We start from the raw sequence: 21,324 nt of genomic DNA on the forward strand, positions 1-21,324 counted from the left end.
CTCTCCGGGGGCACACCCAGCGGCCCGGCGGAGCCGGTTCCGCGGGTGCCCCGGCCGATCCCCATACACTCGCGGGCCGTGTCCCTTTTCAAATCCGCCTCCACCGTTTCGCTTCTGACACTCGCTTCCCGGGTGACGGGGCTTGTCCGCGACGTGCTCATGACCTCCGTGTTCGGGGTCAGCGCGATGACCGACGCCTTCTACGTCGCATTTCGCATCCCGAATTTGTTTCGCCGTGTGTTCGGCGAGGGCGCCTTCAGCCAGGCCTTCGTACCCGTCCTGGCGGCGACGAAGACGGAAGAGGGCGATGAAGGCGCGAAAAAGCTCGTCGACCACGTCTCGACGCTGCTGACATGGACCCTGGTGGTTCTCTGCGCGCTCGGCGTGATCGGCGCCCCCGTCATGGTCTGGGCGATGGCGAGCGGCCTGAAGCCGGGCGGCTTCGATGCCGCCGTCGTCATGACGCGCTGGATGTTCCCCTACATCGGGTTCATGTCGCTCGTGGCGCTGGCGGGAGGCGTGCTCAATACCTGGCGCAGGTTTGCCGTGCCGGCCGCATCGCCGGTGCTGCTGAACGTGGCGCTGATCCTCTCGATCGTGCTGGGCGCGCCGTGGTTTCGCCGCTTGGGCATCGAACCGATCTACGCCCAGTGCGTGGGCGTCCTGGTCGGCGGGATACTGCAGCTTGCGATCCAGATCCCGGCCTTGCGCGGCCTCGGCATGCTGCCCAGGATCGGGGCCAGCGCCGCCGCGATCCGCGCGGCGTGGGCCGACCCGACGACCCGCAAGATCGTCCACCTGATGATTCCCGCGCTGATCGGCGTCAGCGTCGCGCAGATATCGCTGCTCATCAACACGCAGATCGCATCGCACCTGGCGACCGGCAGCGTGACCTGGATCACCAATGCCGACCGCCTCATGGAATTCCCGACCGCGCTGCTGGGTGTGGCGCTGGGCGTGGTGCTGATGCCGCAGCTGGCGAGTGCCCGCGCGGCGAAGGACGACGCGCGCTACTCGTCGATGCTGGACTGGGGCTTGCGCCTCGTCGTGCTGCTGTCCGTGCCTTGCGCGCTCGCATTGCTGGTCTTCTCGCAGCCGCTGGTCGCGGTGCTGTTCCACAACGGTGCGTTCGGCGAGGCGGACGTCCGCCGCACCACCGCGGCGCTCATGGGCTACGGCGTCGGACTGGTGGGCCTGGTGGCCATCAAGGTGCTCGCGCCCGGCTACTACGCCAAGCACGACATGCGCACGCCCATGTTCATCGCGGTGGGCGTTCTGGTGCTCACGCAGGCGCTCAACCTCCTGCTGGTGCCGCTGCTGCAGCACGCGGCACTCACGCTCACCATCGGCATCGGCGCGATGGTCAACGCCGCCTGGCTGCTGGTCGGATTGATCCGGCGCGGCAGCTACAAGCCCGAGCCGGGCTGGGGCAAGTTTCTGCTCCAGGTGACGATCGGCACGGTGGTGCTGGCGGTCCTCCTCCTGTGGGGCGCGCGGCATTTCGACTGGATCGCCCTGCGCGAGGCGCGCCTGCATCGCGTCGGCCTGCTGGCGGCGCTGATCGCCGGCGCCGCGGTCCTCTACTTCGCGGTGCTTGCCGTGGTCGGCGTGAAGCTGCGCAGTTTCGTGCGTCGTTGATCGCCTGCCTCGCGACCTCCGTGTCGGCCGCCTTGACGCTCCCCCTTTGCTCCTCTACAAAGCCACATGACGTTCAGCTTTCAGGCGCCCACTGCCCTTGAGTATTTCGAATCGCTCGTCAAGAGCGACGAGCAGTTTCCATTGCTCGAGGCGGCGGCGAGCATTGCGCAGGACGAATACCCTGAACTCGACGTGCAGCAGGTGCTCGGCGACGTCGATCAGCTGCTGGCGCGCCTCAAGCGCCGCCTGCCGGCCGATGCCGCGCCGCTGCATCGGCTGCGCACGCTCAACCAGTTCTTCTTCCATGACCTGAGCTTCGGCGGCAACGTCAACGACTACTACGACCCGGACAACAGCTACCTCAATGCCGTCCTGCGCACGCGCCGCGGCATTCCGATCTCGCTCGCGGTGTTGTGGATGGAGCTGGCGCATGGTCTTGGGCTGCAGGCGCGCGGCGTGGGCTTTCCTGGGCACTTCATGCTCAAGGTCACGCTGCCCAAGGGGCAGGTGGTCATCGATCCGTTCACCGGCAAGTCGTTGTCACGCGAGGAACTGAGCGAGCGGCTCGAACCCTACAAGCGCAGCAACGGGCTCGTGGGCGATTTCGACGTGCCGCTGGGCCTCTATCTTCAGCCGGCGACGCCGCGGGAAATCATCGGACGGATGCTGCGCAACCTGAAGGAGATTCATCACGCGCAGGAAGACTGGCAGCGCGCGATCGCGGTGCAAGACCGCCTCGTCGCGCTGTTTCCCGAAGCGTGGGGCGAGTACCGCGATCGCGGCCTGGCGCACGCGGAGCAGGGCAATTCGGCGCTCGCGGTCCGCGATCTCGAGACCTATCTCGCGCACGCCGACGAGGCGTTGGACATCGACACCATCGCGGAGCGTGTCGCCGCTCTGCGCCGCGCGGAGAGCTGATGGGATCGCCGCCGGCAGCCGGCCCGCATCAAGGCGGCCAGGGCTCGCCCGGCGTCGAGGGCGCGGGCAGCGTGGTGCCGACGGTCGACCTCGGCACGCTGCATGAGTTCCATGGCATCCAGCCGGTGCTGCCGGTGACCGACGCCGCGCGCGCTGCACGCTATTTCCGCGATGTGCTCGGCTTCGAGATCGACTTCATCGCCGGCGAGCCGCCGAGCTATGCGCGCGTGAAGAAGGGCGATCGCACCTACGGGGACCCGGTCTACATCCGCCTGTGGCAATGCGGCCGGCGCGACGCCCAACCGTGGCGCGGCGAGATCGTGATCCACGTCGGGCGCGATGTGGACGGATTGCACGCCGCGTATGTGAAGCGTGGCGTCAACGTGATCGAGCCGCCGACCTCGCAGCCCTGGGGCCTGCGTGAATTCGCGATCCGTGAGCCCGATGGTCACATCCTGCGCTTCTGCGGATATCTTTAGCTCGACCCCAGCCTCGCCCACTTCGTGTGGCTCTGCACCCCTTTCCAGGGGCAACACCGGCGGCCCGGCGGAGCCGGTTCCGCGGTGTTTCGCGACTGGGCCTCGCCGCGCGGGCCGCTATGAGAGGGGCGCGGCAGTCGAAGGGGAACCCGCCAATCCGAACTGACGCCACGCGCGGCGTAGCTGAGTGTCCGATCCGAATCCCGAGATTTCCGCCGCGCGCGTGACGTTGGCGCCGGATTGCAGCGCGACCTGCGCCGTTGCAAGCCGAAGGCGGCGCAGATACGCGAGCGGCGCGACGCCGGCATGCTCGACGAAGAGCCGCGTCAAGTGGCGCGGCGAGGTGTGTGCAACATCGGCCATCCGCGGCACGGTCCAGTCGGCCTGCGGCTGTTCGCTGACGGCGTCCTGCACCTTGTGCAGTGCCGGATGCAGGTGGTTGCGGTAGGCGAGAAAGGGAGAGAGCTCGGGGTCCTGCGGTCCGCGCCGCATCGCCACCACCATGGTTTGCGCCACGCGCGCAGCGAGCGATTCGCCGCACGTTTCTGCGATACGGTGCAGCACCAGGTCGATGCCGGTCGTCACGCCGGCGCTGCTGTAGAGCGGCGGGTCGAGCACGAAGACGCGATTGGAGACGACGTCGCACCGCGCTTCGACGGCCCGCAGCTCGTCCAGATGGTGATGATGCGTCGTGGCGCGCCGTCCCGCGACGAGGCCGGCGTGCGCCGCGAGCAGCGTACCGGCGCAGATGGTCACGAGTTCGAGGCGACCCTGCTCCAGCTGTAGCCCGCGCAACCAATGCAGCAGCGTCTGCGCGGGCGGGTTGTCCACGGAAATGGTCCGCCCCGGCATGCCGACCAGCACGACCCACGACGTCGACATCCACGCCGAGGGCAACTGCTGCAGCCCCGAGAGCGTGACGCCGACCGAGCTGACCGAGGTCGGTTCGGGGCTCGCGAACACGAGTTCGAATCGCGCGGGCCGGCCACTGGCGATCAGCAGCTGGTTCGCGATGCGAAGCGCCTCGGCCGGACCGGCCCAGTCGAGCACGAGGCTCTGGGGCAGCAAGGCGAAGATGACCCGGATCGGCTTGCCGTCTAGGAAGTGGGGCGCGTCCATGCAAAGTCCATCTGCCGGGCCGTGCGCTGTGCGAGCGCTTCGCCTGCAAGCCGCGACACCAGATGCAGGCTCATGTCGATGCCGGCGGTGATGCCTGCCGACGTCACGACGCGTCCCCGGTCGACCCAGCGCGCGTTCTCCTGGACGTCGAGCTTCGGGAAGCGTTGGCGCAGATCCGCGATGTCTTCCCAGTGCGTCGTGACCGGACCGCTTTCCACGACTTGGGCCTCGGCCAGCAGGAAGGCGCCGGTGCAGACGGATGCGACCAGTTCCGCCTCGCGGCTCGCGCTGGCGATCCAGCCGATCGTTTCGACGCAGGCCATGGCACCGTCGACGACCCCGCCGGGCACGATCAATACGTCCGGCGGCGGTGCGTCCGCGAAGGTGAAGGACGGCAGGATCGACAAGCCCGCCCGCATGCGCACCGGCGCGCTCGTGCGGGCAACACAGGCGACGTCGAACAGCGGCGGTGCGGAAGGCGCGGACCGCTGGTGCATGCGGGCGGCTGTCGTGAAGACCTCGTACGGTCCCGCGAGGTCCAGCGCCTCGACGTCGTCGAACGCGAGGATCGAGACGCGCCGGGTCCTCGCCGGGGGGGTCATGCTGCGACCTTCTCGCCGAGTCGGGCCAGCGCTTCCTCCACGCTGCAGAGCGTCGCGAAGCGCCCCTGCAGCACCGTCGCGGTGCGCATCTTGATGTCGCCCGCCGACAGACGCTGGCCGTCTGGCTGGGTCATATCGAAGGTCAGCGTGGCGTCGGTGACGTAGTCGACCTGCCAGCCCATGTCCGACGCATGGCGGGCGGTGGTCTCGCAGCATTGTTCGGTGCGGATGCCGCTGATGACGACGCGGTCGATGTGGTTGCGTGTGAGCCAGACGTCGAGTCCCGTGCCGACGAGCGCGCTGTGGCGGTTCTTCGTGTAGGTCGCCGCGGCCTGGAAATCGGCGAGGCCCTCGAGCGGGCGGACGTGGCCCGATTCGATCGCGAACGGGTTCTCCGCCGTCCTGGGGCCGTCGCTGTGGAAGACCCGGACGATCGGCGCGCCGGCCTTGGCGAAGCCGGCAATCAGGGCGTTCTGGGCCGACAGGTACGGCGCGATGTCGCGATCGGTAAAGAACGGACGATGGCGGAACGACTCCTGCACGTCGATCACAATGAGACAGGCCTTCATGTGCGAAAACTCCGGAAAACTGGTGGATGATGCGCCCGATTTTCAGGTGGCGGGAGCCGTTTTTGCCGCACCCGGCCGGACCTGAATCGATCAATTCAGGACATCACGCGCTCAGACCAGCTCGGCCGCCTTGAGCTCTTTTTTGAGATAGGCGTAGAAGAGCGGCGCCGCCACGAGCCCCGCCGGGCCGTACACCGCTTCGGCCACGAACATGACCGCGAGCAGCTCCCACACCGCCATCTGCGTGCGGCTGCCGACCACTTTGGCGTTGATCAGGTACTCAGCCTTGTGGATCAGGATCAGGAACGCAAGGCACGCCAGTGCGACGATCGGCGAAACCGACAGGCCCACCAGCGTGATGACGGTGTTGCAGACGAGGTTGCCGACGATCGGCACGAGCCCGGCCACGAAGGTCAGCGTGATCAGTGCCGGCGTGTAGGGCAGTTCCATCTTCCATGTCGGGAGCAGGAACAGCAGGAAGACGGCGGTCAACAGGGTGTTGAAGGCTGCGATCCAGAACTGCGCGGCGACGATCTGCCCGAAGGCTTCGCCGAACAGGATGATGCGCTCACGAAGCTCCCGGGCCAGCGGCCTGCGCGAAGGCGCCTGGTTGGCCACTGCCGCGAGCGCGCCGACGATCAGTCCGACGTAGGCGAAGAGCAGGCCGCCGAGCCAGGCGCGGCCGGTCAGCGCCAGTGAGCCCGCCTGCGTGCGCAGATAACTGGCGACGGTGCGCTGAACTTCGGCAGCGCCCTCCGGCAGGTAGGCGGCGATCTCGGCCGGCAGCTTGAGGCGCAGTTCCAGAATGGTGCGGGCGACGAAGTCGAGCAGTTCCTTGTATTGCTCGGGCGCATCGAGCACGAATTCGCGTGCCTCGGCAAAGCCCAGGATCAGCAGGCCGATCGGCGCCAGCATGACCACCGTCGCGGCGACGACGCGGGCGAAGGGCCGCGTCATGGCCCAGGCCGGATCGTTCGCGCTGAGCCTGCGGGAGCCCCGCAGGGAGGCATCCAGCATGCGGGCGATCCACCGCGTCCCGAGAAAGCCGATGCAGACGCAAAGCAGGCCGGGCAGCAGCCCCTGCCACATGACGAGAAGCAGGGTGCAGGCGATGAGGAGATAGCTGGCCGCGACCACGGACCGCGGCGCGGCTGCGAACGGTTCGCTCACCCGGGTGGGTTGCTCAAGCGACGACGACGGCGGCGCCGGTGCCGCGCTCGGCGATGGCGCCGATTTCATACACAGTCTCTCCGGCGGCACGCAGCGTGTCGGCGCAGGCGGCCGCCTCGGCGGCGTCGATCACGACCACCATGCCGATGCCGTTGTTGAAGGTGCGGTTCATCTCGATGTCGTCGATGCCGGCCACCTTCTGGAGCCAGGCAAAGAGCTCGGTCTGCGGCCAGCTGCCCTTGCGCAGATGGGCGGCGGTGCCGTCGGGCAGCACGCGCGGGATGTTTTCGAGCAGGCCACCGCCGGTGATGTGCGCCAGCGCCTTGATCGGGTGCTTCTCGAGCGCGGCCAGTACGGACTTCACGTAGAGGCGGGTCGGGGCCATCACGGCGTCGCGGAAGGGCTTGCCGTCGAGCGTGGCCGGAAGCGCCGTGCCTGCGCGCTCGATGACCTTGCGCACCAGGCTGAAACCGTTCGAATGCACGCCGGCGGAAGCCAGGCCGAGCACCACGTCGCCCGGCTTCACGTTCTGGCCGGTCAGGATCTTGGATTTTTCAACCGCGCCGACGGCGAAGCCCGCGAGGTCGTATTCGCCGGCCGGGTACATGCCGGGCATCTCGGCGGTCTCGCCGCCGATGAGGGCGCAGCCGCTCAGCTCGCAGCCCCGCGCAATGCCGCCGACCACCGCGGCAGCCGTATCGACGTCCAGCTTGCCGCAGGCGAAGTAGTCGAGGAAGAAGAGGGGCTCGGCACCCTGGACGAGCACGTCGTTCACGCTCATGGCCACGAGGTCGATGCCGACGGTGTCGTGCATGTTCCATTCGAAGGCCAGCTTGAGCTTGGTGCCCACGCCGTCCGTGCCGCTCACGAGAACGGGTTCCTTGTAGCGCTTGGGCACCTCGAAGAGGGCGCCGAACCCGCCGATCCCGGCCAGTACGCCTTCGCGCATCGTCTTCCTGGCGAGCGGCTTGATGCGATCGACCAGCGCATCGCCGGCATCGATGTCGACGCCGGCGTCCTTGTAGCTGAGCGGAGTGGTGGAATTGGAGTTCATGGGCTGACCGGGGCTGGAGAGAGGGGCGAAAGGAGAGGAGGACAATGATGCCGGCAACCAAGACGGTCGGGCCGATAGAATTCCACACGATTTTAAGGGCGCTCACCGACCCACCGACCGTTCCCAGGCGGGTCATGCCGTGAACTTGCACCACCCCTCCCGGAAAGAGGCGAGCGCCTTCCGGCAGCCGCGCGGCGTTCTGCACTGTCCTATGAACCTTTATTTCGCGTCATCCGCGTCACCTCAGCCGCCCCGGGCGGGCCGGGCATGAAGCAGCTCGCGCTCGACATCGGCCTCGCGAGCGGCCCGACGCTGGCGGGCTTCTTTGCCGGGCCGAACGAGCCTGCGCTGCGGCACCTGATGCTGTGGGTCGGCGACGGGCGATCGCCGACGGTCCACTCGCCGGTGCCGACCTACCTCTGGGGCGAGGGCGGGAGCGGTAAGACGCATCTGCTCGAAGGGGTGCGGGCCGCGCTGAAGGAACAGGGCGCGAGCGCCGGCTGGCTGCACCCCGGGATCGCCGATCCGCCGGAGTTCGACGAGCGCTGGGGCGCGATCCTGCTCGATGACGTCCATCTCTACACGGCGGTCCAGCAGCACGCGGCCTTCAACTGGTTCGTCAATGCGCAGAGCCTGCAGCGCGGCGTCGTCGCGGCGGGGGCGGTGCCTCCGGCTGACCTGCCGCTGCGCGAGGACCTGCGCACCCGCCTCGGCTGGGGCCATGTCTTTCACCTGCAGGTGCTGAGCGAGGCCGAGCGTCGCGCGGTGCTGCGCCAGGCGGCGGACAGCCGCGGCGTGATGCTGTCCGACGAGGTGCTCGACTACATGCTCCACCGCTTCAGCCGCGATCTCGGAAGCCTCATGGAGCTGCTCACGCAGCTCGATGGCTACGCCCTGCAGACACAACGTGCGATCACGATCCCCCTGATCCGGTCGATGCTCGAAAATGAATGAGGCGCCCGGCGCCGAATCCCTCCACCCAATGATCAAGCAATTCATCGACAAGCTCCTTGGCAAGTCCGGCGCTGCCGCAACGCGCGGCAAGACACGTTTCGGCAAGCGCCAGGAAGTGGCGGCAGCGGTCCACGGCATCAACCCGGCGCTGGTGGACGAGCGCGCCAGGAACGTCGTCACCACCCTCCAGGAAGCCGGTTTCGAGGCCTACATCGTGGGCGGCGCGGTTCGCGACCTGCTGCTCGGCCTTCGCCCGAAGGATTTCGACGTGGCCACCAACGCGACGCCGGAGCAGGTCAAGGGCCTCTTCCGGCGCGCCTTCATCATCGGGCGGCGCTTTCGCATCGTGCACGTCGTTTACGGCCGGGGCCGCGAACATGAAGTGATCGAGGTCTCGACCTTCCGCGCCTACATGGACAGCAATGACGCGGAGCAGGTTGCCGGCAATGAGCGCACCAGCAAGGGCGAACTGGCCGGCATGAAGCACGCCGTGGATGCCAGCGGGCGCGTGCTGCGCGACAACGTCTGGGGCCCGCAGGAAGAAGACGCCGCGCGGCGCGACTTCACGGTGAACGCGATGTACTACGACCCGGCGAGCCAGATCGTGGTCGACTATCACAACGGCATCCGCGACGCGAAGAAGCTCACGCTGCGCATGATCGGCGACCCGGCGACGCGCTACCGCGAGGACCCGGTCCGCATCATTCGCGCCATCCGTTTCTCCGCCAAGCTGGCCGCGCTCGGCTTCAAGCTGGAGCCCAAGACGGCCGCACCGCTGGTGGCGTCAAGCAAGCTGCTCGCCGATGTGCCGCAAAGCCGACTGTTCGACGAGATGCTCAAGCTCCTGCAGACCGGTCATGCGGTGGCGACCATCGAGCAGCTTCGTGCGCTCGGCATGTCGACCGGGATCTATCCCTTGCTCGACATCGTGGTCGAGCGGGCCGAGCAGCCGTTCGTGCGCGCCGCCCTGCAGGACACCGACCGCCGTGTCGGCGAGGGAAAGCCCGTGGCGCCGAGCTTCCTGCTCGCGTGCGTGCTGTGGGCCGATGTGCGCGACGGCTGGGCAACGCGGATGCAGCCACGTGGCAACGAGCGACCGATGGCGCCATTCCCGGCGCTGCAGGATGCGATCGACGACGTGTTCAATGCGCGCATCGGCGATGTATCCGGCCGCGGCAAGCTCGGGGCCGACATGCGCGAGATCTGGATGATGCAGCCGCGCTTCGACAAGCGCAGCGGCGCCACGCCTTACAGCCTGGTCGAGCAGGCCCGCTTCCGCGCCGCCTTCGACTTCATGCGCCTGCGTGCCGATGTCGGGGAGATCGGCGAGGCCGTCGCCGAGTGGTGGCAGGAATTCAGCACGGCCGACGATGTGCGACGGCAGGACCTGATGGACCAGGTCCGCGACGAGCAGCACAAGAAGGTTCGCCAGCGGGCGCCGAAGTCCGGCGGTGCAGCGGCGGCTCGCCCGGTGGCCTCGCCAGCCGCGGAGGCGGATGCCGCCTTGCCGCCCGACGGCGAAGTCGCGCTGGCGCCGGCTCGCAAGCGCCGCCGCCGGCGCAAGCCGCGCAGTGGCGGCGAAGGTGCGGGCAGTGCGGCGGCGGAATGACCGTCCGCGCCTATGTCGCGATCGGGGCCAACCTCGGCGATGCGCGCGCGGCAGTGTTGCGTGCGATGACGGATCTCAACACCCTGCCTGAATCGCGGGTCGTCTCGCGCTCGTCGCTCTACCGCAGCGCGCCTGTCGATGCGAGCGGGCCGGACTTCATCAACGCGGTGGTCGCGCTCGAAACCGGGCTGGAGCCGGGGCCCTTGCTGCGCGAACTGCAGCGCCTGGAGCTCGGCGCCGGCCGCGAGCGGCCGTACCGGAATGCGCCGCGCACACTCGATCTCGACCTGCTGTATCACGGCGAAGCGGTCATGGCGAGCGAGGCGCTGACGCTCCCGCATCCGCGCATTTCCGAGCGCGCATTCGTCCTGCTTCCGCTGGCCGAGATCGCGCCGGACCGCGTCACGCAGGCGCAGTTGCGCCAGGTAGCCGACCAGCGCATCGAGCGGCTCTGAGGGCCGCATCCGGGCCTGCCCATTACACTTGCGCGGTTTTTTCATGAATTTGTCACACGAAAGTGCTGTGACCGCCGCGAACCCAGGAGAGCGACATGTTCGGCAAGCTGCTGCCCCGCGAGGGGAATTTTTTCGAGATGTTCAATCAGCATGCCGACCGCATCGTCGAAGCCGCACGCGCGTTTGAACACCTGGTGGCGAACTACAGCGACCTGCATCTGCGCGAGCAGTACAACCGCGACGTCGACAACGCCGAGCGCGCCGCGGACCGGGTCACCCACGACGTCAACCGCCTGATCCACAAGACGTTCATCACGCCGATCGACCGCGAGCAGATCCACAAGCTCATCAACACCATGGACGACGTGGCCGACCTGATCCAGGACTCGGCCGAAACCATGGCGCTGTACGACGTGCGCCACATGACCGAGGAGATCTCGCGGCTCACCGCGCTCAGCGTGAAATGCTGCGAGCGGGTGAAGGACGCGGTCGAGTTCCTGGGCAAGATCACCGACCCCGTGAAGGCGGAGGCGACGCTCAAGACCTGCGAGGAAATCGACCGGCTCGAGTCGGACGCCGACCGCGTGATGCGCAGCGCCATGAGCAAGCTCTTCCGCGAGGAGCCCGACGTGCGCGAGGTCATCAAGCTCAAGGCCATCTACGAGCTGCTCGAGACGATCACCGACAAGTGCGAGGACGTCGCCAACGTGATCGAGGGCATCGTCCTCGAGAACTCCTGACCGCGGGCTTCGAATGGCATCGGTTCAAGTCGCCCTCTGGGTGGTCGTGGTGCTGGTCGTGCTGGCCATCCTGTTCGACTTCATGAACGGCTTTCACGACGCGGCGAACTCCATCGCCACCGTGGTGTCGACCGGCGTTCTCCGGCCGGGGCAGGCGGTGGTCTTCGCGGCCTTCTTCAACCTGGTCGCGGTCTTCGTGTTCCACCTGAGCGTGGCCGCGACGATCGGCAAGGGGATCGCGCAGCCGGAAGTGGTCGATGTGCACGTGGTGTTCGGTGCGCTCGTGGGCGCGATCACCTGGAACCTGGTCACCTGGTACTACGGCATTCCCAGCAGCTCTTCGCATGCGCTCATCGGCGGCATCGTGGGCGCGGTGATCGCCAAGGCCGGTGTCGGTGCGCTGATCGCGGCGGGCATCTGGAAGACGGTCGCGTTCATCTTCGTGTCGCCCCTGCTGGGCTTCATGCTGGGCTCGCTCATGATGGTGGCGGTCGCCTGGCTGTTCCGGCACTCCACGCCATCGCGCATCGACAGCTGGTTCCGGCGGCTGCAACTGGTCTCGGCAGGCGCCTACAGCCTGGGCCATGGCGGCAACGACGCGCAGAAGACCATCGGCATCATCTGGATGCTCCTGATCGCCACCGGTTACGCCGCGGCCGATGCGCCGGCGCCGCCGACCTGGACGATCGTCATCTGCTACACCGCCATCTCGCTCGGCACGATGTTCGGCGGATGGCGCATCGTGAAGACGATGGGCCAGAAGATCACCAAGCTCAAGCCCGTGGGCGGCTTCTGTGCAGAGACCGGCGGCGCGCTCACGCTGTTTCTCGCGACGGCGCTCGGCATTCCGGTTTCGACCACGCACACGATCACGGGCGCCATCGTCGGCGTGGGCTCCACCCAGCGCGCCAGCGCGGTGCGCTGGGGCGTCGCCGGCAACATCGTGTGGGCCTGGGTCCTGACGATCCCCGCATCGGCCTTCGTGGCCGCGATTGCGTATTGGGTCGGCATGCAGATCTTCTGACGCCGACCCGGGTGGCGCGGGTGCCGCCACCCACATCGACGCTCAGATGACGCCCTGCGCCAGCATCGCGTCCGCCACCTTGACGAAGCCCGCGATGTTGGCGCCGTCGACGTAGTTGACGGTGCCGTCGGCGCGGCGGCCGTGCTGCACGCAAGTCTCGTGGATGCCCACCATGATGTCGTGCAGGCGGCGGTCGACCTCTTCGCGCGGCCACGACAGGCGCATCGCGTTCTGGCTCATCTCCAGCCCCGACGTCGCCACGCCGCCGGCATTGCTCGCCTTGCCCGGCGCGTAGAGCACGCCCGCGTCCTGCAGGCGCTTGATCGCTTCCATCGTCGTCGGCATGTTGGCGCCCTCGGCGACGCAGCGCACGCCGTTCGCGATCAGCGTGGCCGCGTCGCCCGCGCCCAGCTCGTTTTGCGTGGCGCAAGGCAGCGCGACGTCGACCGGCACGATCCACGGCTTGACGCCAGCCTTGAAGTTGACCTTGGCCCTCTCGGCGTAGTCGCTCACGCGGCCGTAGAGATGGTTCTTGACTTCCATCAGCTCGGCGAGCTTTTCGGGCGTGAAGCCGTCCTCGTCGATCACGGTGCCGCTGGAATCGGACACGGTCACTACCTTCGCGCCCAGCGCCATGGCCTTCTCCACCGCGTACTGCGCGACATTGCCGGAGCCGGACACGCTCACCCGCAATCCCTGGAAACTGCGGCCGGCGCGCTTGAGCATCTGTTCGGCAAAGTAGACCGTCCCGTAGCCGGTGGCTTCCGGCCGGATCAGCGAGCCGCCGAAGCTCAGGCCCTTGCCGGTGAATACGCAGTCTGCGCGATTGCTGAGCTTCTTCATCATGCCGGCCATGAAGCCGACCTCGCGGCCGCCGACGCCGATGTCGCCGGCCGGCACGTCGGTGTCGCTGCCCACGTGACGGAACAGCTCGGTCACCAGGGCCTGGCAGAAGCGCATCACTTCACCGGGGCTCTTGCCCTTCGGGTCGAAATCCGACCCACCCTTGCCGCCGCCCATGGGGAGCGTGGTCAGCGCGTTCTTGAGCGTCTGCTCGAACGCCAGGAACTTGAGGATCGACAGGTTCACCGACGGGTGGAAGCGCATGCCGCCCTTGTAGGGGCCGACCGCCGAGCTGTGCTGGATGCGATAGCCCCGGTTGACCTGCACGTCGCCGTGGTCGTTGATCCACGAGATGCGGAACATGACGATGCGCTCGGGTTCGATCAGCCGCTCCAGCAGTCCGTGTTCCGCGTACTTGGGGTGGGCCGCGATGAACGGCCAGAGGCTTTCCATGACTTCCTGAACGGCTTGCAGGAACTCCGGCTGCCCTGGATTGCGGCCGGCGACGTGGTCGAGAAAGTCATGTGCCGAGGTGAGTTTCATTGGGTTCTCTTCTCCTTATAGGTCTTGGTTACTGCGAGATCCTGCGGCCCGCTTCGATCTCGTGTTCGAAGTAGTGCTGGAAACTGAATGCCAGGCTCGCCATCAACACGGTGCTGCCGACAACAAGTGCCAGGACGATGGCACCGATGGTGAGCCAACTCGAGCTGCCGGCGGTCGATTCGGCGTCCGAGGCTGCTCCGGCGTTGTAGCGCGCGTTCCATTTTTCCGGCGTCATGAGGCCATAGACAATGGCCGTGAGCGCACAACCCGAGACGGTGAATCCCAGGAGCGGGATCAGGACCCAACTCAGGCCGTCGTCCAGTCCGTAGGTCCGCGCGCGCTCGATGCCATAGAGACCGAGCGCGGTCGGGATCGGCAACAGCCATCCGAGGGTGCTCGAAAGCCCGCGCAGATAGAAGCAGTGCAGGCCGAGCGGGCCGCCCAGGAAGGCCAGCCACGCGGCAAGGGTCTTGTTCTTCATTCCGGCTTGGTCGAGCTGCCTTCGCCCAGGACCTTCTCCATCAGGACGACGTCGCGCCATTCGCCGAACTTCCAGCCGCAGTCCTTCAGCACGCCGACGTGGGTGAAGCCCTGGGCGGTGTGCACGCCGATCGATCCGGCGTTGGCGGAGTCGCCGATCACGGCGATGAGCTTGCGCACCCCGACCGCTTCGGCGGCCTGCAAGAGGGCGTCGAGCAGCTTCGAGCCGAGCCCCTGGCCGCGGGCGGCGTTGGCGAGATAGATCGAGTCCTCCGCGGAGAAGCGATAGGCCGGGCGCGGCTTGAACCAGTTGCAATACGCAAAACCGAGAATCTCGCCATCGCGCTCCGCGACGAGGTAGGGGAGCTGCTTGGAGAGCACGTCCGCTCGCCGCACCGCCATGTCCGCGGCGCTCGGTGGATCGGTCTCGAAGGTGCCGGTCCCGTGAAGAACGTGGTGGGCGTAGATGGCGGTGATGGCCTCGACGTCTTCGTCGCGGCTGGGGCGGATGTGGGTCATTTGGTACGTCCTGGCGCTGCCAGGTGTGGGGGAAAAGCGGGTACGGGCTATAATCGTGGGCTTTTCAGCGTGTCGCTGGCCGGGTGGCCATGTCGCGTGTCTCGACGCTGGAAGAACTCCGTGGGCGAGCCCTTAGACAAGATTTGGGTTCGCCGCACCACCCGAAGGATAAATCATGGTCGTTATTCGACTCTCCCGCGGCGGCTCCAAGGGCCGTCCGTTCTTCAACATCGTCGTCTCGGACAAGCGCGAGCGTCGCGATGGCCGGTTCATCGAGCGTCTGGGCTTCTACAACCCGACCGCCAAGGACAACGAGGAAAGCATCCGCATCGCTCAGGATCGCCTTGCCTACTGGAAGGGCGTCGGCGCGCAGCCTTCGCTGACCGTCCTGCGTCTGATCAAGCAGGCGGCTGCCGCCGCTCCCAAGGCGGCTGCCTAAGCCGCTGCCCCGGCGATGCTGCCCACACTCGAAGCCGCCGAATTGCCGGCGGATGCGATCGAAGTGGCGCGCATCGCCGACGCCTGGGGCATCAAGGGCTGGTTCAAGGTCCTGCCCCACAGCGCCGAACCCGAGGCGCTCTTTTCTTCCAAGCGCTGGTTCCTGCTGCCTCCGGGCGCTCCCGCAGGCCGCGCGTTCCGGCTTCCGATCCGCGAAGCCAAGGAACATTCCGACTGCATCGTCGCCTCGTCCGCCGAGGTGCCTGACCGCAACGCGGCCGAGGCATTGCGTGGCGCACGGGTCTTCATCCCCCGATCGAGCTTCCCTACCGCCGGCGACGACGAGTACTACTGGGTCGACCTGATCGGCCTTTCCGTCGTGAATCGCGAAGGTGTCTTGCTGGGCGCCGTCCGCGAATTGCTTGCATCAGGTCCGCAGACCACGCTGGTGCTGGATGCGCAGGAAGACGGCAAGCCCGTGGAGCGCATGGTGCCGTTCGTTTCGGCCTTCGTCGACAAGGTGGACCTGGCCGGCCGCGTGATCACGGTCGACTGGCAGCCGGACTATTGACCGAGGCTCTCGGCCCGGCGCCGTCATGCGCTTCGACGTCATCACCCTGTTTCCCGAACTGTTCGCACCGCTCTTGACCAGCGGCGTGACGCGCCGCGCCTTCGAGTCGAAGCAGGTCGACGTGGTGCTCTGGAATCCGCGCAACTATGCGGACGGAAACTACCGGCGGGTCGACGACCGGCCGTTCGGTGGTGGTCCCGGGATGGTCATGATGGCGCAGCCGCTGTCGGCGTGCCTCGATGCCGCCCTCGCGGATCGGGGCGCTGCGGTGCCTGTCGTCCTCTTTTCGCCCGTGGGAGAAGCACTGCGCCACGAGGCGGTCGAACGGTGGTCTGCGGGTGAAGGTGCGGTCCTGATCTGCGGCCGCTACGAGGGCATCGACCAGCGTTTCATCGACGCCAGGGTCACGCACCAGATCAGCCTGGGCGATTTCGTGCTGTCCGGCGGTGAGATCGCCGCCATGGCCTTTCTCGATTCAATTGCGCGGCTGCAGCCCGGGGTGCTCGGCGATGAGGCGAGCCATGTGCAGGACAGTTTCAATCCCGCGCTCGACGGGCTGCTCGACTGCCCTCACTACACACGGCCCGAGCAATGGAACGGGGAGGGCGTGCCGGCCGTGCTGATGTCGGGCCATCATGTCCAGATCGAGCGCTGGCGGCGGGATCAGCGCCTTGCCATCACGTTGCGAAACCGGCCCGACCTCATCGAGAGCGCTCGTCGCGCCGGCCGCCTCAGCGCGGCAGATGAGGCAGTCCTCAAGAAAAAGCTATAATCTTCGGTTCCCCGATCCTCTGCCCGGCCGCGTCGGCAACTGCCAAACATCTGTTAGATAGCTGGCAAGTGCTTCAAATGACGCCTTTTGTGTAGCGTGGGCACGATCGAAATCAGGAAATCATGAATCTCATCCAGACCCTCGAGCAGGAAGAAATCGCCCGCCTCGGCAAGAAGATCCCCGAGTTCTCGCCTGGTGACACCGTCATCGTCAGCGTGAACGTCGTCGAAGGCAACCGCAAGCGCGTGCAGGCTTACGAAGGTGTCGTGATCGCCAAGCGCAATCGCGGCCTCAACAGCGGCTTCACCGTGCGCAAGATCTCCAGTGGCGAAGGCGTGGAGCGTACGTTCCAGACCTACAGCCCGCTGATCGCCGGTATCGAAGTCAAGCGCCGCGGCGATGTCCGTCGCGCCAAGCTGTATTACCTGCGTGATCGCAGCGGCCGTTCGGCTCGCATCAAGGAAAAGCTGCCCGGCAAGTCGGCAGCGGCCGCTCAATAAGAGGCCTCTCTCCTTGTCATGCAAAAAGCCGCCACTCGAGGCGGCTTTTTGCTTTGGGGCCTCCATTCGAAGAGGCGATCGTGATTTTTTTCGTGGTGCCGTGTCCTACGCAAGCACCGTTTCATCGTTGTACTTCCAAAGTCCATCCACTTGACCCCTACATCACCGGCCATGAGCGCATCCCCCGTCGAAGTGATCAACGTCGTGCCCCCGGCGCCTCGGAGGTCGTTCGATCCGCGCGAGGTGCCGGTGTCCTCCATCGACACCAGCCTGCCGGCCGTGGCAGCCGACCAATTGGGCGTCCGGGCGTTGCGCGCACGATTTGCCACGCCGCCCGTGTGGACGCCCGAGCTGCGTCGCGAGCCTCAACTGAGCGACCGTCCGCCGGCCCAGGCGGCCGTGCTGGTGCCTATCGTGACGCGCGAGCAGCCCACGGTTCTCCTGACCGAGCGCACGGCGCACCTGACGAATCATTCGGGCCAGGTGGCCTTTCCCGGCGGCCGGGTCGACCCTGAGGACGCGAACATCTCCGCGGCCGCGCTGCGCGAAGCCTGGGAGGAAGTCGGCCTTTCGGCGGAGTACATCGAGGTTCTCGGCGCGCTGCCGACCTACACGACGATCACCTCCTTCATCGTGACGCCGGTGGTGGCGCTGGTCCGGCCCGACTTCGAGTTGGCCATCAATCCGCACGAGGTCGCCGAAGCCTTCGAAGTGCCGCTTGCCTTCCTGATGAACCCGGCCAACCACCGCCGGCACACCATGACGGACGACGACCTGCGGTCTCGCGAATGGCTGTCGATGCCCTACCAGGACGGCGCCCACGAGCGGTTCGTCTGGGGCGCGACGGCCGGCATGCTGCGCAACCTTTACCGATTCCTCTCGGCCTGATCCGCGAGGGGTCTCGTTATCATCGACGGATGAGCTTCTTTGCGATCCTGTGCGCATTGCTTATCGAGCAGGTGCGCCCGCTGGCCTTGCGCAACCCCGTCTATGGCGGGGTGCTCGCGTGGACCCGCTGGACCAGCCGCAACTTCGATGCGGGCAAGCCGCACCACGGCTGGGTGGCCTGGTCGCTCGCGGTCTTCGTGCCGACGGTGCTTGCGCTGGCCATCCACTGGCTGCTCATCCTGACGCTGGGCGTGCCTTTCGCGGTGCTCTGGAGCATCGCGATCCTGTACGTCACGCTCGGTTTTCGTCAGTTCAGCCATCACTTCACCGGCATCCGCGATGCCCTCGACGAAGGCGACGAGCCGCTGGCTCGTTCGCTGCTCGCACACTGGCAGCACGTCGACGCCATCAATCTGCCGCGCAGTGAAATCGTGCGGCATGTGATCGAGCACTCCGTCATTGCCGCCCATCGCCATGTCTTTGGTGTGCTGGCATGGTTTTCCATCCTGGCCGCCGTGGGCCTCGGCCCGGCCGGCGCGGTGTTCTACCGCATGAGCGAATTCGTCGCGCGCTATTGGGTGCACAAGAGCGGCGCGTCGACGCAGCCGTCGAGCGTCTGGGTCCAGCAGGCGGCGGAACGCGCCTGGAGGATGATCGACTGGCTGCCGGCGCGCATCACGGCGCTTGGCTTCGCGGTGGTCGGCAGCTTCGAGGAGGCGATCGACTGCTGGCGCAACGACGCGCGCCGCTTTCCGAACGAAAACGACGGCGTGATCCTCGCGGCGACTTCCGGTGCGGTGAATGTCCGGCTTGGCGGCGGCACTTTGCGCGCCGTCCCGGCCGCGGATCCGTTGTCCCGAGCGCAGGCCGGCGATTCGTTCGGCGATGCGCGCGGACCCGACAGCGGCAGCACCCCTGGGCGCGAACCCGAACCCGCGCATCTGCGCAGCGTGGTCGGCCTGGTGTGGCGCTCCGTCGTGATGTGGATGGTCCTGCTGGCGCTTCTGACCCTCGCTCGGCTGCTGGGCTGAATCAAGGGGTCGACGCCTTGCCTTCCGTTCCCAGCTACTGGAGCCCGCGCATCGCGGCGCTCGAACCCTATGTGCCGGGCGAGCAGCCGCGCATCGCGAACCTGATCAAGCTCAACACCAACGAGAACCCGTACCCGCCGTCGCCCGAGGCCATCGAGGCCATCCGCCGCGCGGCCGAGAGCAGGCTCGAGCTCTATCCCGATCCCGAATCCCTGGTGCTGCGTGAAGCGATCGCTGTGCGCCACGGGCTCGCAGCCGCGCAGGTCTTTGCCGGCAATGGCTCGGATGAAGTGCTCGCGCATGCCTTCTTCGCCTTCTTCCAGCAGGCCGAGCCGCTGCTGATTCCGGACGTCACCTACAGCTTCTACCGCGTCTATGCGCAGCTCTACGGCATCGCGTGCGAGCTGCAGCCGGTCGACGAGGGCCTCCGCATCGACGATCGCGCGCTCGCGAGGCGCGCGTCCGAAGGCTGCGCCGGCATGGTCATCGCGAACCCGAATGCGCCCACCGGCATCGGGTTGCCGCTGGCGCGCATCGAAGCGTTGCTCGAGGCGTGCCCCGACCGCGTGGTCCTGGTGGACGAGGCCTATGTCGATTTCGGCGGCGACAGCGCGATCCCGCTGATTGCCCGATATCCGAACCTGCTCGTCGTGCAGACGCTCTCCAAGTCCCGCTCGCTTGCCGGCCTGCGCGTGGGCTTTGCCTGCGGACAGGCGCATCTCGTCGATGCGCTCCAGCGCGTGAAGAACAGCTTCAACTCCTACCCGCTGGACCGGCTCGCAGTGGCCGGCGCGGTGGCTGCCATCGAAGACGAGCGCTGGTTCGCCCGCACGTGCCATGACGTCATCGACACCCGCGAAGGCCTCGTGCTGCAGCTGGAAGACCTCGGTTTCGAGGTGCTGCCCTCACAGGCCAACTTCCTGTTCGTGCGACACCCTGGCCGCGATGCAGGCGAACTGGCAGGCGCGCTGCGCGAGCGCGCGATCCTCGTGCGGCACTTCCGCCAGCCGCGCATCGCGCAGTACCTGCGCATCACCGTGGGCACGCGCGACCAGTGCGCAGCGCTGGTGGTTGCACTGTCCGATATCCTCGGCGGCTAGTACCGACTTTGACTGAGCTCGGCGAACAGCTCGCCGTAGATGCGGTAGCGCGACGGGCTGATGGCGCCTCTCTCCACCTGCGCGATCACGCCGCAGCCCGGTTCATGCAGATGCGTGCAGTTGTAGAACTTGCATTCGGTCGCGTGTTCGGCGACGTCCGGCATCAGGCGCGCGAGCCGCATCGCCTCGATGTGATGCAGGCCGAACTCCTGGAAGCCCGGCGAATCGATCAACGCGGTGTCGCTCGCCTTGTCCATCCAGTACCAGGTGGTGGTGGTGGTCGTGTGCTTGCCGGAGTTGAGCGCCTGCGAGATTTCGCCGGTCTGCGCCGAGGCCCCCGGCACCAGCAGGTTGATGAGCGTGCTCTTGCCGGCGCCGGAAGGGCCGAGCACCAGCGTGGTCTTGCCGGCGAGCAGCCCCGCCAGCGCGTCGCGGTCCGCAGCGTCCGCTGCCGTGAGTGCGAGCGGCAGCACCTGGTAGTTCATCTGCCGATAGGGCGCAAGCCGCTCCCAGGCCCGTGCGAACGCGGTCGTCAGGTCGCGCTTGTTGAGCGCAATCACCGGCGTGATGTGCTCGGCCTCGGCCGCGATGAGCGCCCGCGCAAGCTGGCTCTCGGAGAACTCGGGCTCTGCCGCGACGAGGATCAGCACCTGGTCGAGATTCGCCGCGAACGACTTGGTGCGGATCTCGTCCTGACGGTAGAACAGGTTCGTTCGCGGCAGAACCTTTTCGATCGTGCCTTCGTCCTGGCTGGCCTGCCATTGCACACGGTCGCCGACGACGGCCTGGCTCTTCTTGCCGCGCGGATGGCAGATGACCCGTTCGCCGTCCGGCGTCTCGACGATGCAGTGGCGGCCGTGGCTTCCGACGACGAGTCCCTCGCGCAGCGCGGTGCCCTCCGCGCCGCTGCGTTGCTTAGCCAAGGGAGCGCCCCAACACGCAGTGCGCGAGCCTGGGGGTGAGCTTCATGCGACCAGCGCATCGACCTGCGCCGCGCACTCGAAATCGGTCGCCGAAATGCCAGCCACGTCGTGCGTGTTGAAGCGCACCACACAGCGGTTGTAGTGCACCGACAGATCCGGATGGTGATCCTGGCGGTGCGCGATCAGCGCGAGCGCGTTCACGAAGGCGATGGTTTCGAAGTAGTTCGAGAAAGCGAAGGTCTTCTCGATCGCAACGTCCTTGCCATCGCCCGTGAGCTTCCAGCCTTCGAGTCGGGCGAGGCTCGCCACGATCTCCGTCGCGCTCATCGCGCGGCGTGGGTGGGACTTCCAGTCCTTGATCTTCAGCATGCTGCTCATGGCTTTG

25 protein-coding genes are annotated in these 21,324 nt (G+C 67.0%); 15 read left to right on the forward strand and 10 right to left on the reverse strand.

All coding sequences use genetic code 11. The features are described 5' to 3' along the window. The first annotated feature begins 78 nt into the window (after positions 1–78). The 3 genes from murJ (at position 79) to BLW05_RS05440 (ending at position 3,035) form a co-directional block, all read left to right on the forward strand. Positions 79–1,638 (forward strand): murein biosynthesis integral membrane protein MurJ, encoded by a 1,560-nt coding sequence (gene murJ, locus BLW05_RS05430; RefSeq protein WP_093160790.1) that lies wholly within the window; start codon positions 79–81, stop codon positions 1,636–1,638. A gap of 66 nt (positions 1,639–1,704) precedes the next feature. Beyond that, positions 1,705–2,556: a SirB1 family protein gene (locus BLW05_RS05435; protein ID WP_093160793.1), complete on the forward strand. Its 852-nt coding sequence runs from the start codon at positions 1,705–1,707 to the stop codon at positions 2,554–2,556. After that, a complete protein-coding gene (locus tag BLW05_RS05440) occupies positions 2,556–3,035 on the forward strand; it encodes a bleomycin resistance protein (protein WP_093160795.1) in 480 nt (159 codons plus the stop codon). Before BLW05_RS05435 ends, BLW05_RS05440 begins: the two co-directional genes overlap by 1 nt. 117 nt (positions 3,036–3,152) lie before the next feature. Here BLW05_RS05440 and BLW05_RS05445 read toward each other — a convergent pair whose 3' ends face one another. The 5 genes from BLW05_RS05445 to purM form a co-directional block, all read right to left on the reverse strand. Beyond that, positions 3,153–4,154, reverse strand: coding sequence for a GlxA family transcriptional regulator (locus tag BLW05_RS05445; RefSeq protein ID WP_093160798.1), 1,002 nt, complete (start codon positions 4,152–4,154; stop codon positions 3,153–3,155). Continuing rightward, positions 4,133–4,756: a DJ-1/PfpI family protein gene (locus tag BLW05_RS05450; protein ID WP_093160800.1), complete on the reverse strand. Its 624-nt coding sequence runs from the start codon at positions 4,754–4,756 to the stop codon at positions 4,133–4,135. The genes BLW05_RS05445 and BLW05_RS05450 overlap by 22 nt, the downstream gene beginning before the upstream one ends. Beyond that, positions 4,753–5,325 (reverse strand): isochorismatase family protein, encoded by a 573-nt coding sequence (locus BLW05_RS05455; protein ID WP_093160803.1) that lies wholly within the window; start codon positions 5,323–5,325, stop codon positions 4,753–4,755. Before BLW05_RS05455 ends, BLW05_RS05450 begins: the two co-directional genes overlap by 4 nt. Before the next feature lie 111 nt (positions 5,326–5,436). Continuing rightward, positions 5,437–6,564, reverse strand: coding sequence for an AI-2E family transporter (locus BLW05_RS05460; protein WP_256330053.1), 1,128 nt, complete (start codon positions 6,562–6,564; stop codon positions 5,437–5,439). Next, positions 6,509–7,549 (reverse strand): phosphoribosylformylglycinamidine cyclo-ligase, encoded by a 1,041-nt coding sequence (gene purM, locus BLW05_RS05465; RefSeq protein WP_093160806.1) that lies wholly within the window; start codon positions 7,547–7,549, stop codon positions 6,509–6,511. Before purM ends, BLW05_RS05460 begins: the two co-directional genes overlap by 56 nt. A gap of 267 nt (positions 7,550–7,816) precedes the next feature. Here purM and hda point away from each other — a divergent pair, with 267 nt between their 5' ends. From hda to BLW05_RS05490, 5 genes are all read left to right on the forward strand, one after another. After that, positions 7,817–8,503 (forward strand): DnaA regulatory inactivator Hda, encoded by a 687-nt coding sequence (hda, locus tag BLW05_RS05470; RefSeq protein WP_093160808.1) that lies wholly within the window; start codon positions 7,817–7,819, stop codon positions 8,501–8,503. Positions 8,504–8,531: 28 nt separating this feature from the next. After that, positions 8,532–10,112 (forward strand): polynucleotide adenylyltransferase PcnB, encoded by a 1,581-nt coding sequence (pcnB, locus tag BLW05_RS05475; RefSeq protein ID WP_093160811.1) that lies wholly within the window; start codon positions 8,532–8,534, stop codon positions 10,110–10,112. Further along, positions 10,109–10,567, forward strand: coding sequence for a 2-amino-4-hydroxy-6-hydroxymethyldihydropteridine diphosphokinase (gene folK / locus BLW05_RS05480; RefSeq protein WP_093160813.1), 459 nt, complete (start codon positions 10,109–10,111; stop codon positions 10,565–10,567). The genes pcnB and folK overlap by 4 nt, the downstream gene beginning before the upstream one ends. Before the next feature lie 95 nt (positions 10,568–10,662). Next, positions 10,663–11,307: a DUF47 domain-containing protein gene (locus BLW05_RS05485; RefSeq protein WP_093160817.1), complete on the forward strand. Its 645-nt coding sequence runs from the start codon at positions 10,663–10,665 to the stop codon at positions 11,305–11,307. A 13-nt stretch (positions 11,308–11,320) separates the two neighbouring features. After that, positions 11,321–12,331, forward strand: a complete 1,011-nt coding sequence (locus tag BLW05_RS05490; RefSeq protein ID WP_093160820.1) for an inorganic phosphate transporter — start codon at positions 11,321–11,323, stop codon at positions 12,329–12,331. A gap of 42 nt (positions 12,332–12,373) precedes the next feature. Here the strand turns inward: BLW05_RS05490 and gdhA are convergent, their stop codons facing one another. The 3 genes from gdhA to BLW05_RS05505 are packed head-to-tail and all read right to left on the reverse strand — an operon-like array spanning position 12,374 to position 14,716. Then, the gene (gene gdhA, locus BLW05_RS05495) at positions 12,374–13,717 is read right to left on the reverse strand and encodes an NADP-specific glutamate dehydrogenase (RefSeq protein ID WP_093160822.1); all 1,344 of its coding nucleotides are present in this window, start codon (positions 13,715–13,717) and stop codon (positions 12,374–12,376) included. Positions 13,718–13,745: 28 nt separating this feature from the next. Then, entirely contained in the window at positions 13,746–14,198 is a 453-nt protein-coding gene (locus BLW05_RS05500; protein WP_093160825.1) for a TM2 domain-containing protein, read from the reverse strand. Further along, a complete protein-coding gene (locus BLW05_RS05505) occupies positions 14,195–14,716 on the reverse strand; it encodes a GNAT family N-acetyltransferase (protein ID WP_093160829.1) in 522 nt (173 codons plus the stop codon). Before BLW05_RS05505 ends, BLW05_RS05500 begins: the two co-directional genes overlap by 4 nt. Positions 14,717–14,891: 175 nt before the next feature. Between BLW05_RS05505 and rpsP the strand changes: the two genes are divergently transcribed. From rpsP to hisC, 7 genes are all read left to right on the forward strand, one after another. Continuing rightward, positions 14,892–15,155 carry a 30S ribosomal protein S16 gene (rpsP, locus tag BLW05_RS05510; RefSeq protein ID WP_088957973.1) on the forward strand — a complete coding sequence of 88 codons (264 nt, stop codon included), beginning with the start codon at positions 14,892–14,894 and terminating at the stop codon, positions 15,153–15,155. A gap of 15 nt (positions 15,156–15,170) precedes the next feature. After that, positions 15,171–15,725 (forward strand): ribosome maturation factor RimM, encoded by a 555-nt coding sequence (gene rimM / locus BLW05_RS05515; protein WP_093160834.1) that lies wholly within the window; start codon positions 15,171–15,173, stop codon positions 15,723–15,725. Between the two features lie 25 nt (positions 15,726–15,750). After that, complete coding sequence (trmD, locus tag BLW05_RS05520) at positions 15,751–16,497, forward strand: tRNA (guanosine(37)-N1)-methyltransferase TrmD (RefSeq protein WP_093160837.1); 747 nt, start codon at positions 15,751–15,753, stop codon at positions 16,495–16,497. A 122-nt stretch (positions 16,498–16,619) separates the two neighbouring features. Further along, on the forward strand, positions 16,620–16,997 hold the full coding sequence (rplS, locus tag BLW05_RS05525) for a 50S ribosomal protein L19 (RefSeq protein ID WP_093160839.1): 378 nt from the start codon (positions 16,620–16,622) through the stop codon (positions 16,995–16,997). A 171-nt stretch (positions 16,998–17,168) separates the two neighbouring features. Next, positions 17,169–17,885, forward strand: a complete 717-nt coding sequence (locus BLW05_RS05530; RefSeq protein WP_093160842.1) for a CoA pyrophosphatase — start codon at positions 17,169–17,171, stop codon at positions 17,883–17,885. A 29-nt stretch (positions 17,886–17,914) separates the two neighbouring features. Then, a complete protein-coding gene (locus tag BLW05_RS05535; protein ID WP_093160844.1) occupies positions 17,915–18,916 on the forward strand; it encodes a CobD/CbiB family protein in 1,002 nt (333 codons plus the stop codon). Positions 18,917–18,933: 17 nt separating this feature from the next. Further along, a complete protein-coding gene (hisC, locus tag BLW05_RS05540; protein WP_093160847.1) occupies positions 18,934–20,016 on the forward strand; it encodes a histidinol-phosphate transaminase in 1,083 nt (360 codons plus the stop codon). Here hisC and rsgA read toward each other — a convergent pair. Beyond that, on the reverse strand, positions 20,013–20,939 hold the full coding sequence (gene rsgA / locus BLW05_RS05545; RefSeq protein ID WP_093160849.1) for a ribosome small subunit-dependent GTPase A: 927 nt from the start codon (positions 20,937–20,939) through the stop codon (positions 20,013–20,015). The genes hisC and rsgA overlap by 4 nt on opposite strands. Positions 20,940–20,981: 42 nt before the next feature. Then, positions 20,982–21,317, reverse strand: coding sequence for a 4a-hydroxytetrahydrobiopterin dehydratase (locus BLW05_RS05550; protein WP_093160852.1), 336 nt, complete (start codon positions 21,315–21,317; stop codon positions 20,982–20,984). Positions 21,318–21,324: the final 7 nt, after the last annotated feature.

Origin of the sequence: Variovorax sp. YR216 (assembly GCF_900107745.1) — a bacterium.
Taxonomy (GTDB): domain Bacteria; phylum Pseudomonadota; class Gammaproteobacteria; order Burkholderiales; family Burkholderiaceae_C; genus Variovorax.

Coding starts and splice junctions, on each gene's coding strand:
- BLW05_RS05435 (WP_093160793.1), top strand. CDS start 1,705: ATGACGTTCAGCTTTCAGGCGCCCACTGCCCTTGAGTATTTCGAATCG.
- BLW05_RS05440 (WP_093160795.1), top strand. CDS start 2,556: ATGGGATCGCCGCCGGCAGCCGGCCCGCATCAAGGCGGCCAGGGCTCG.
- BLW05_RS05445 (WP_093160798.1), bottom strand. CDS start 4,154: ATGGACGCGCCCCACTTCCTAGACGGCAAGCCGATCCGGGTCATCTTC.
- BLW05_RS05450 (WP_093160800.1), bottom strand. CDS start 4,756: ATGACCCCCCCGGCGAGGACCCGGCGCGTCTCGATCCTCGCGTTCGAC.
- BLW05_RS05455 (WP_093160803.1), bottom strand. CDS start 5,325: ATGAAGGCCTGTCTCATTGTGATCGACGTGCAGGAGTCGTTCCGCCAT.
- BLW05_RS05460 (WP_256330053.1), bottom strand. CDS start 6,564: ATGAAATCGGCGCCATCGCCGAGCGCGGCACCGGCGCCGCCGTCGTCG.
- purM (WP_093160806.1), bottom strand. CDS start 7,549: ATGAACTCCAATTCCACCACTCCGCTCAGCTACAAGGACGCCGGCGTC.
- hda (WP_093160808.1), top strand. CDS start 7,817: ATGAAGCAGCTCGCGCTCGACATCGGCCTCGCGAGCGGCCCGACGCTG.
- pcnB (WP_093160811.1), top strand. CDS start 8,532: ATGATCAAGCAATTCATCGACAAGCTCCTTGGCAAGTCCGGCGCTGCC.
- folK (WP_093160813.1), top strand. CDS start 10,109: ATGACCGTCCGCGCCTATGTCGCGATCGGGGCCAACCTCGGCGATGCG.
- BLW05_RS05485 (WP_093160817.1), top strand. CDS start 10,663: ATGTTCGGCAAGCTGCTGCCCCGCGAGGGGAATTTTTTCGAGATGTTC.
- BLW05_RS05490 (WP_093160820.1), top strand. CDS start 11,321: ATGGCATCGGTTCAAGTCGCCCTCTGGGTGGTCGTGGTGCTGGTCGTG.
- gdhA (WP_093160822.1), bottom strand. CDS start 13,717: ATGAAACTCACCTCGGCACATGACTTTCTCGACCACGTCGCCGGCCGC.
- BLW05_RS05500 (WP_093160825.1), bottom strand. CDS start 14,198: ATGAAGAACAAGACCCTTGCCGCGTGGCTGGCCTTCCTGGGCGGCCCG.
- BLW05_RS05505 (WP_093160829.1), bottom strand. CDS start 14,716: ATGACCCACATCCGCCCCAGCCGCGACGAAGACGTCGAGGCCATCACC.
- rpsP (WP_088957973.1), top strand. CDS start 14,892: ATGGTCGTTATTCGACTCTCCCGCGGCGGCTCCAAGGGCCGTCCGTTC.
- rimM (WP_093160834.1), top strand. CDS start 15,171: ATGCTGCCCACACTCGAAGCCGCCGAATTGCCGGCGGATGCGATCGAA.
- trmD (WP_093160837.1), top strand. CDS start 15,751: ATGCGCTTCGACGTCATCACCCTGTTTCCCGAACTGTTCGCACCGCTC.
- rplS (WP_093160839.1), top strand. CDS start 16,620: ATGAATCTCATCCAGACCCTCGAGCAGGAAGAAATCGCCCGCCTCGGC.
- BLW05_RS05530 (WP_093160842.1), top strand. CDS start 17,169: ATGAGCGCATCCCCCGTCGAAGTGATCAACGTCGTGCCCCCGGCGCCT.
- BLW05_RS05535 (WP_093160844.1), top strand. CDS start 17,915: ATGAGCTTCTTTGCGATCCTGTGCGCATTGCTTATCGAGCAGGTGCGC.
- BLW05_RS05550 (WP_093160852.1), bottom strand. CDS start 21,317: ATGAGCAGCATGCTGAAGATCAAGGACTGGAAGTCCCACCCACGCCGC.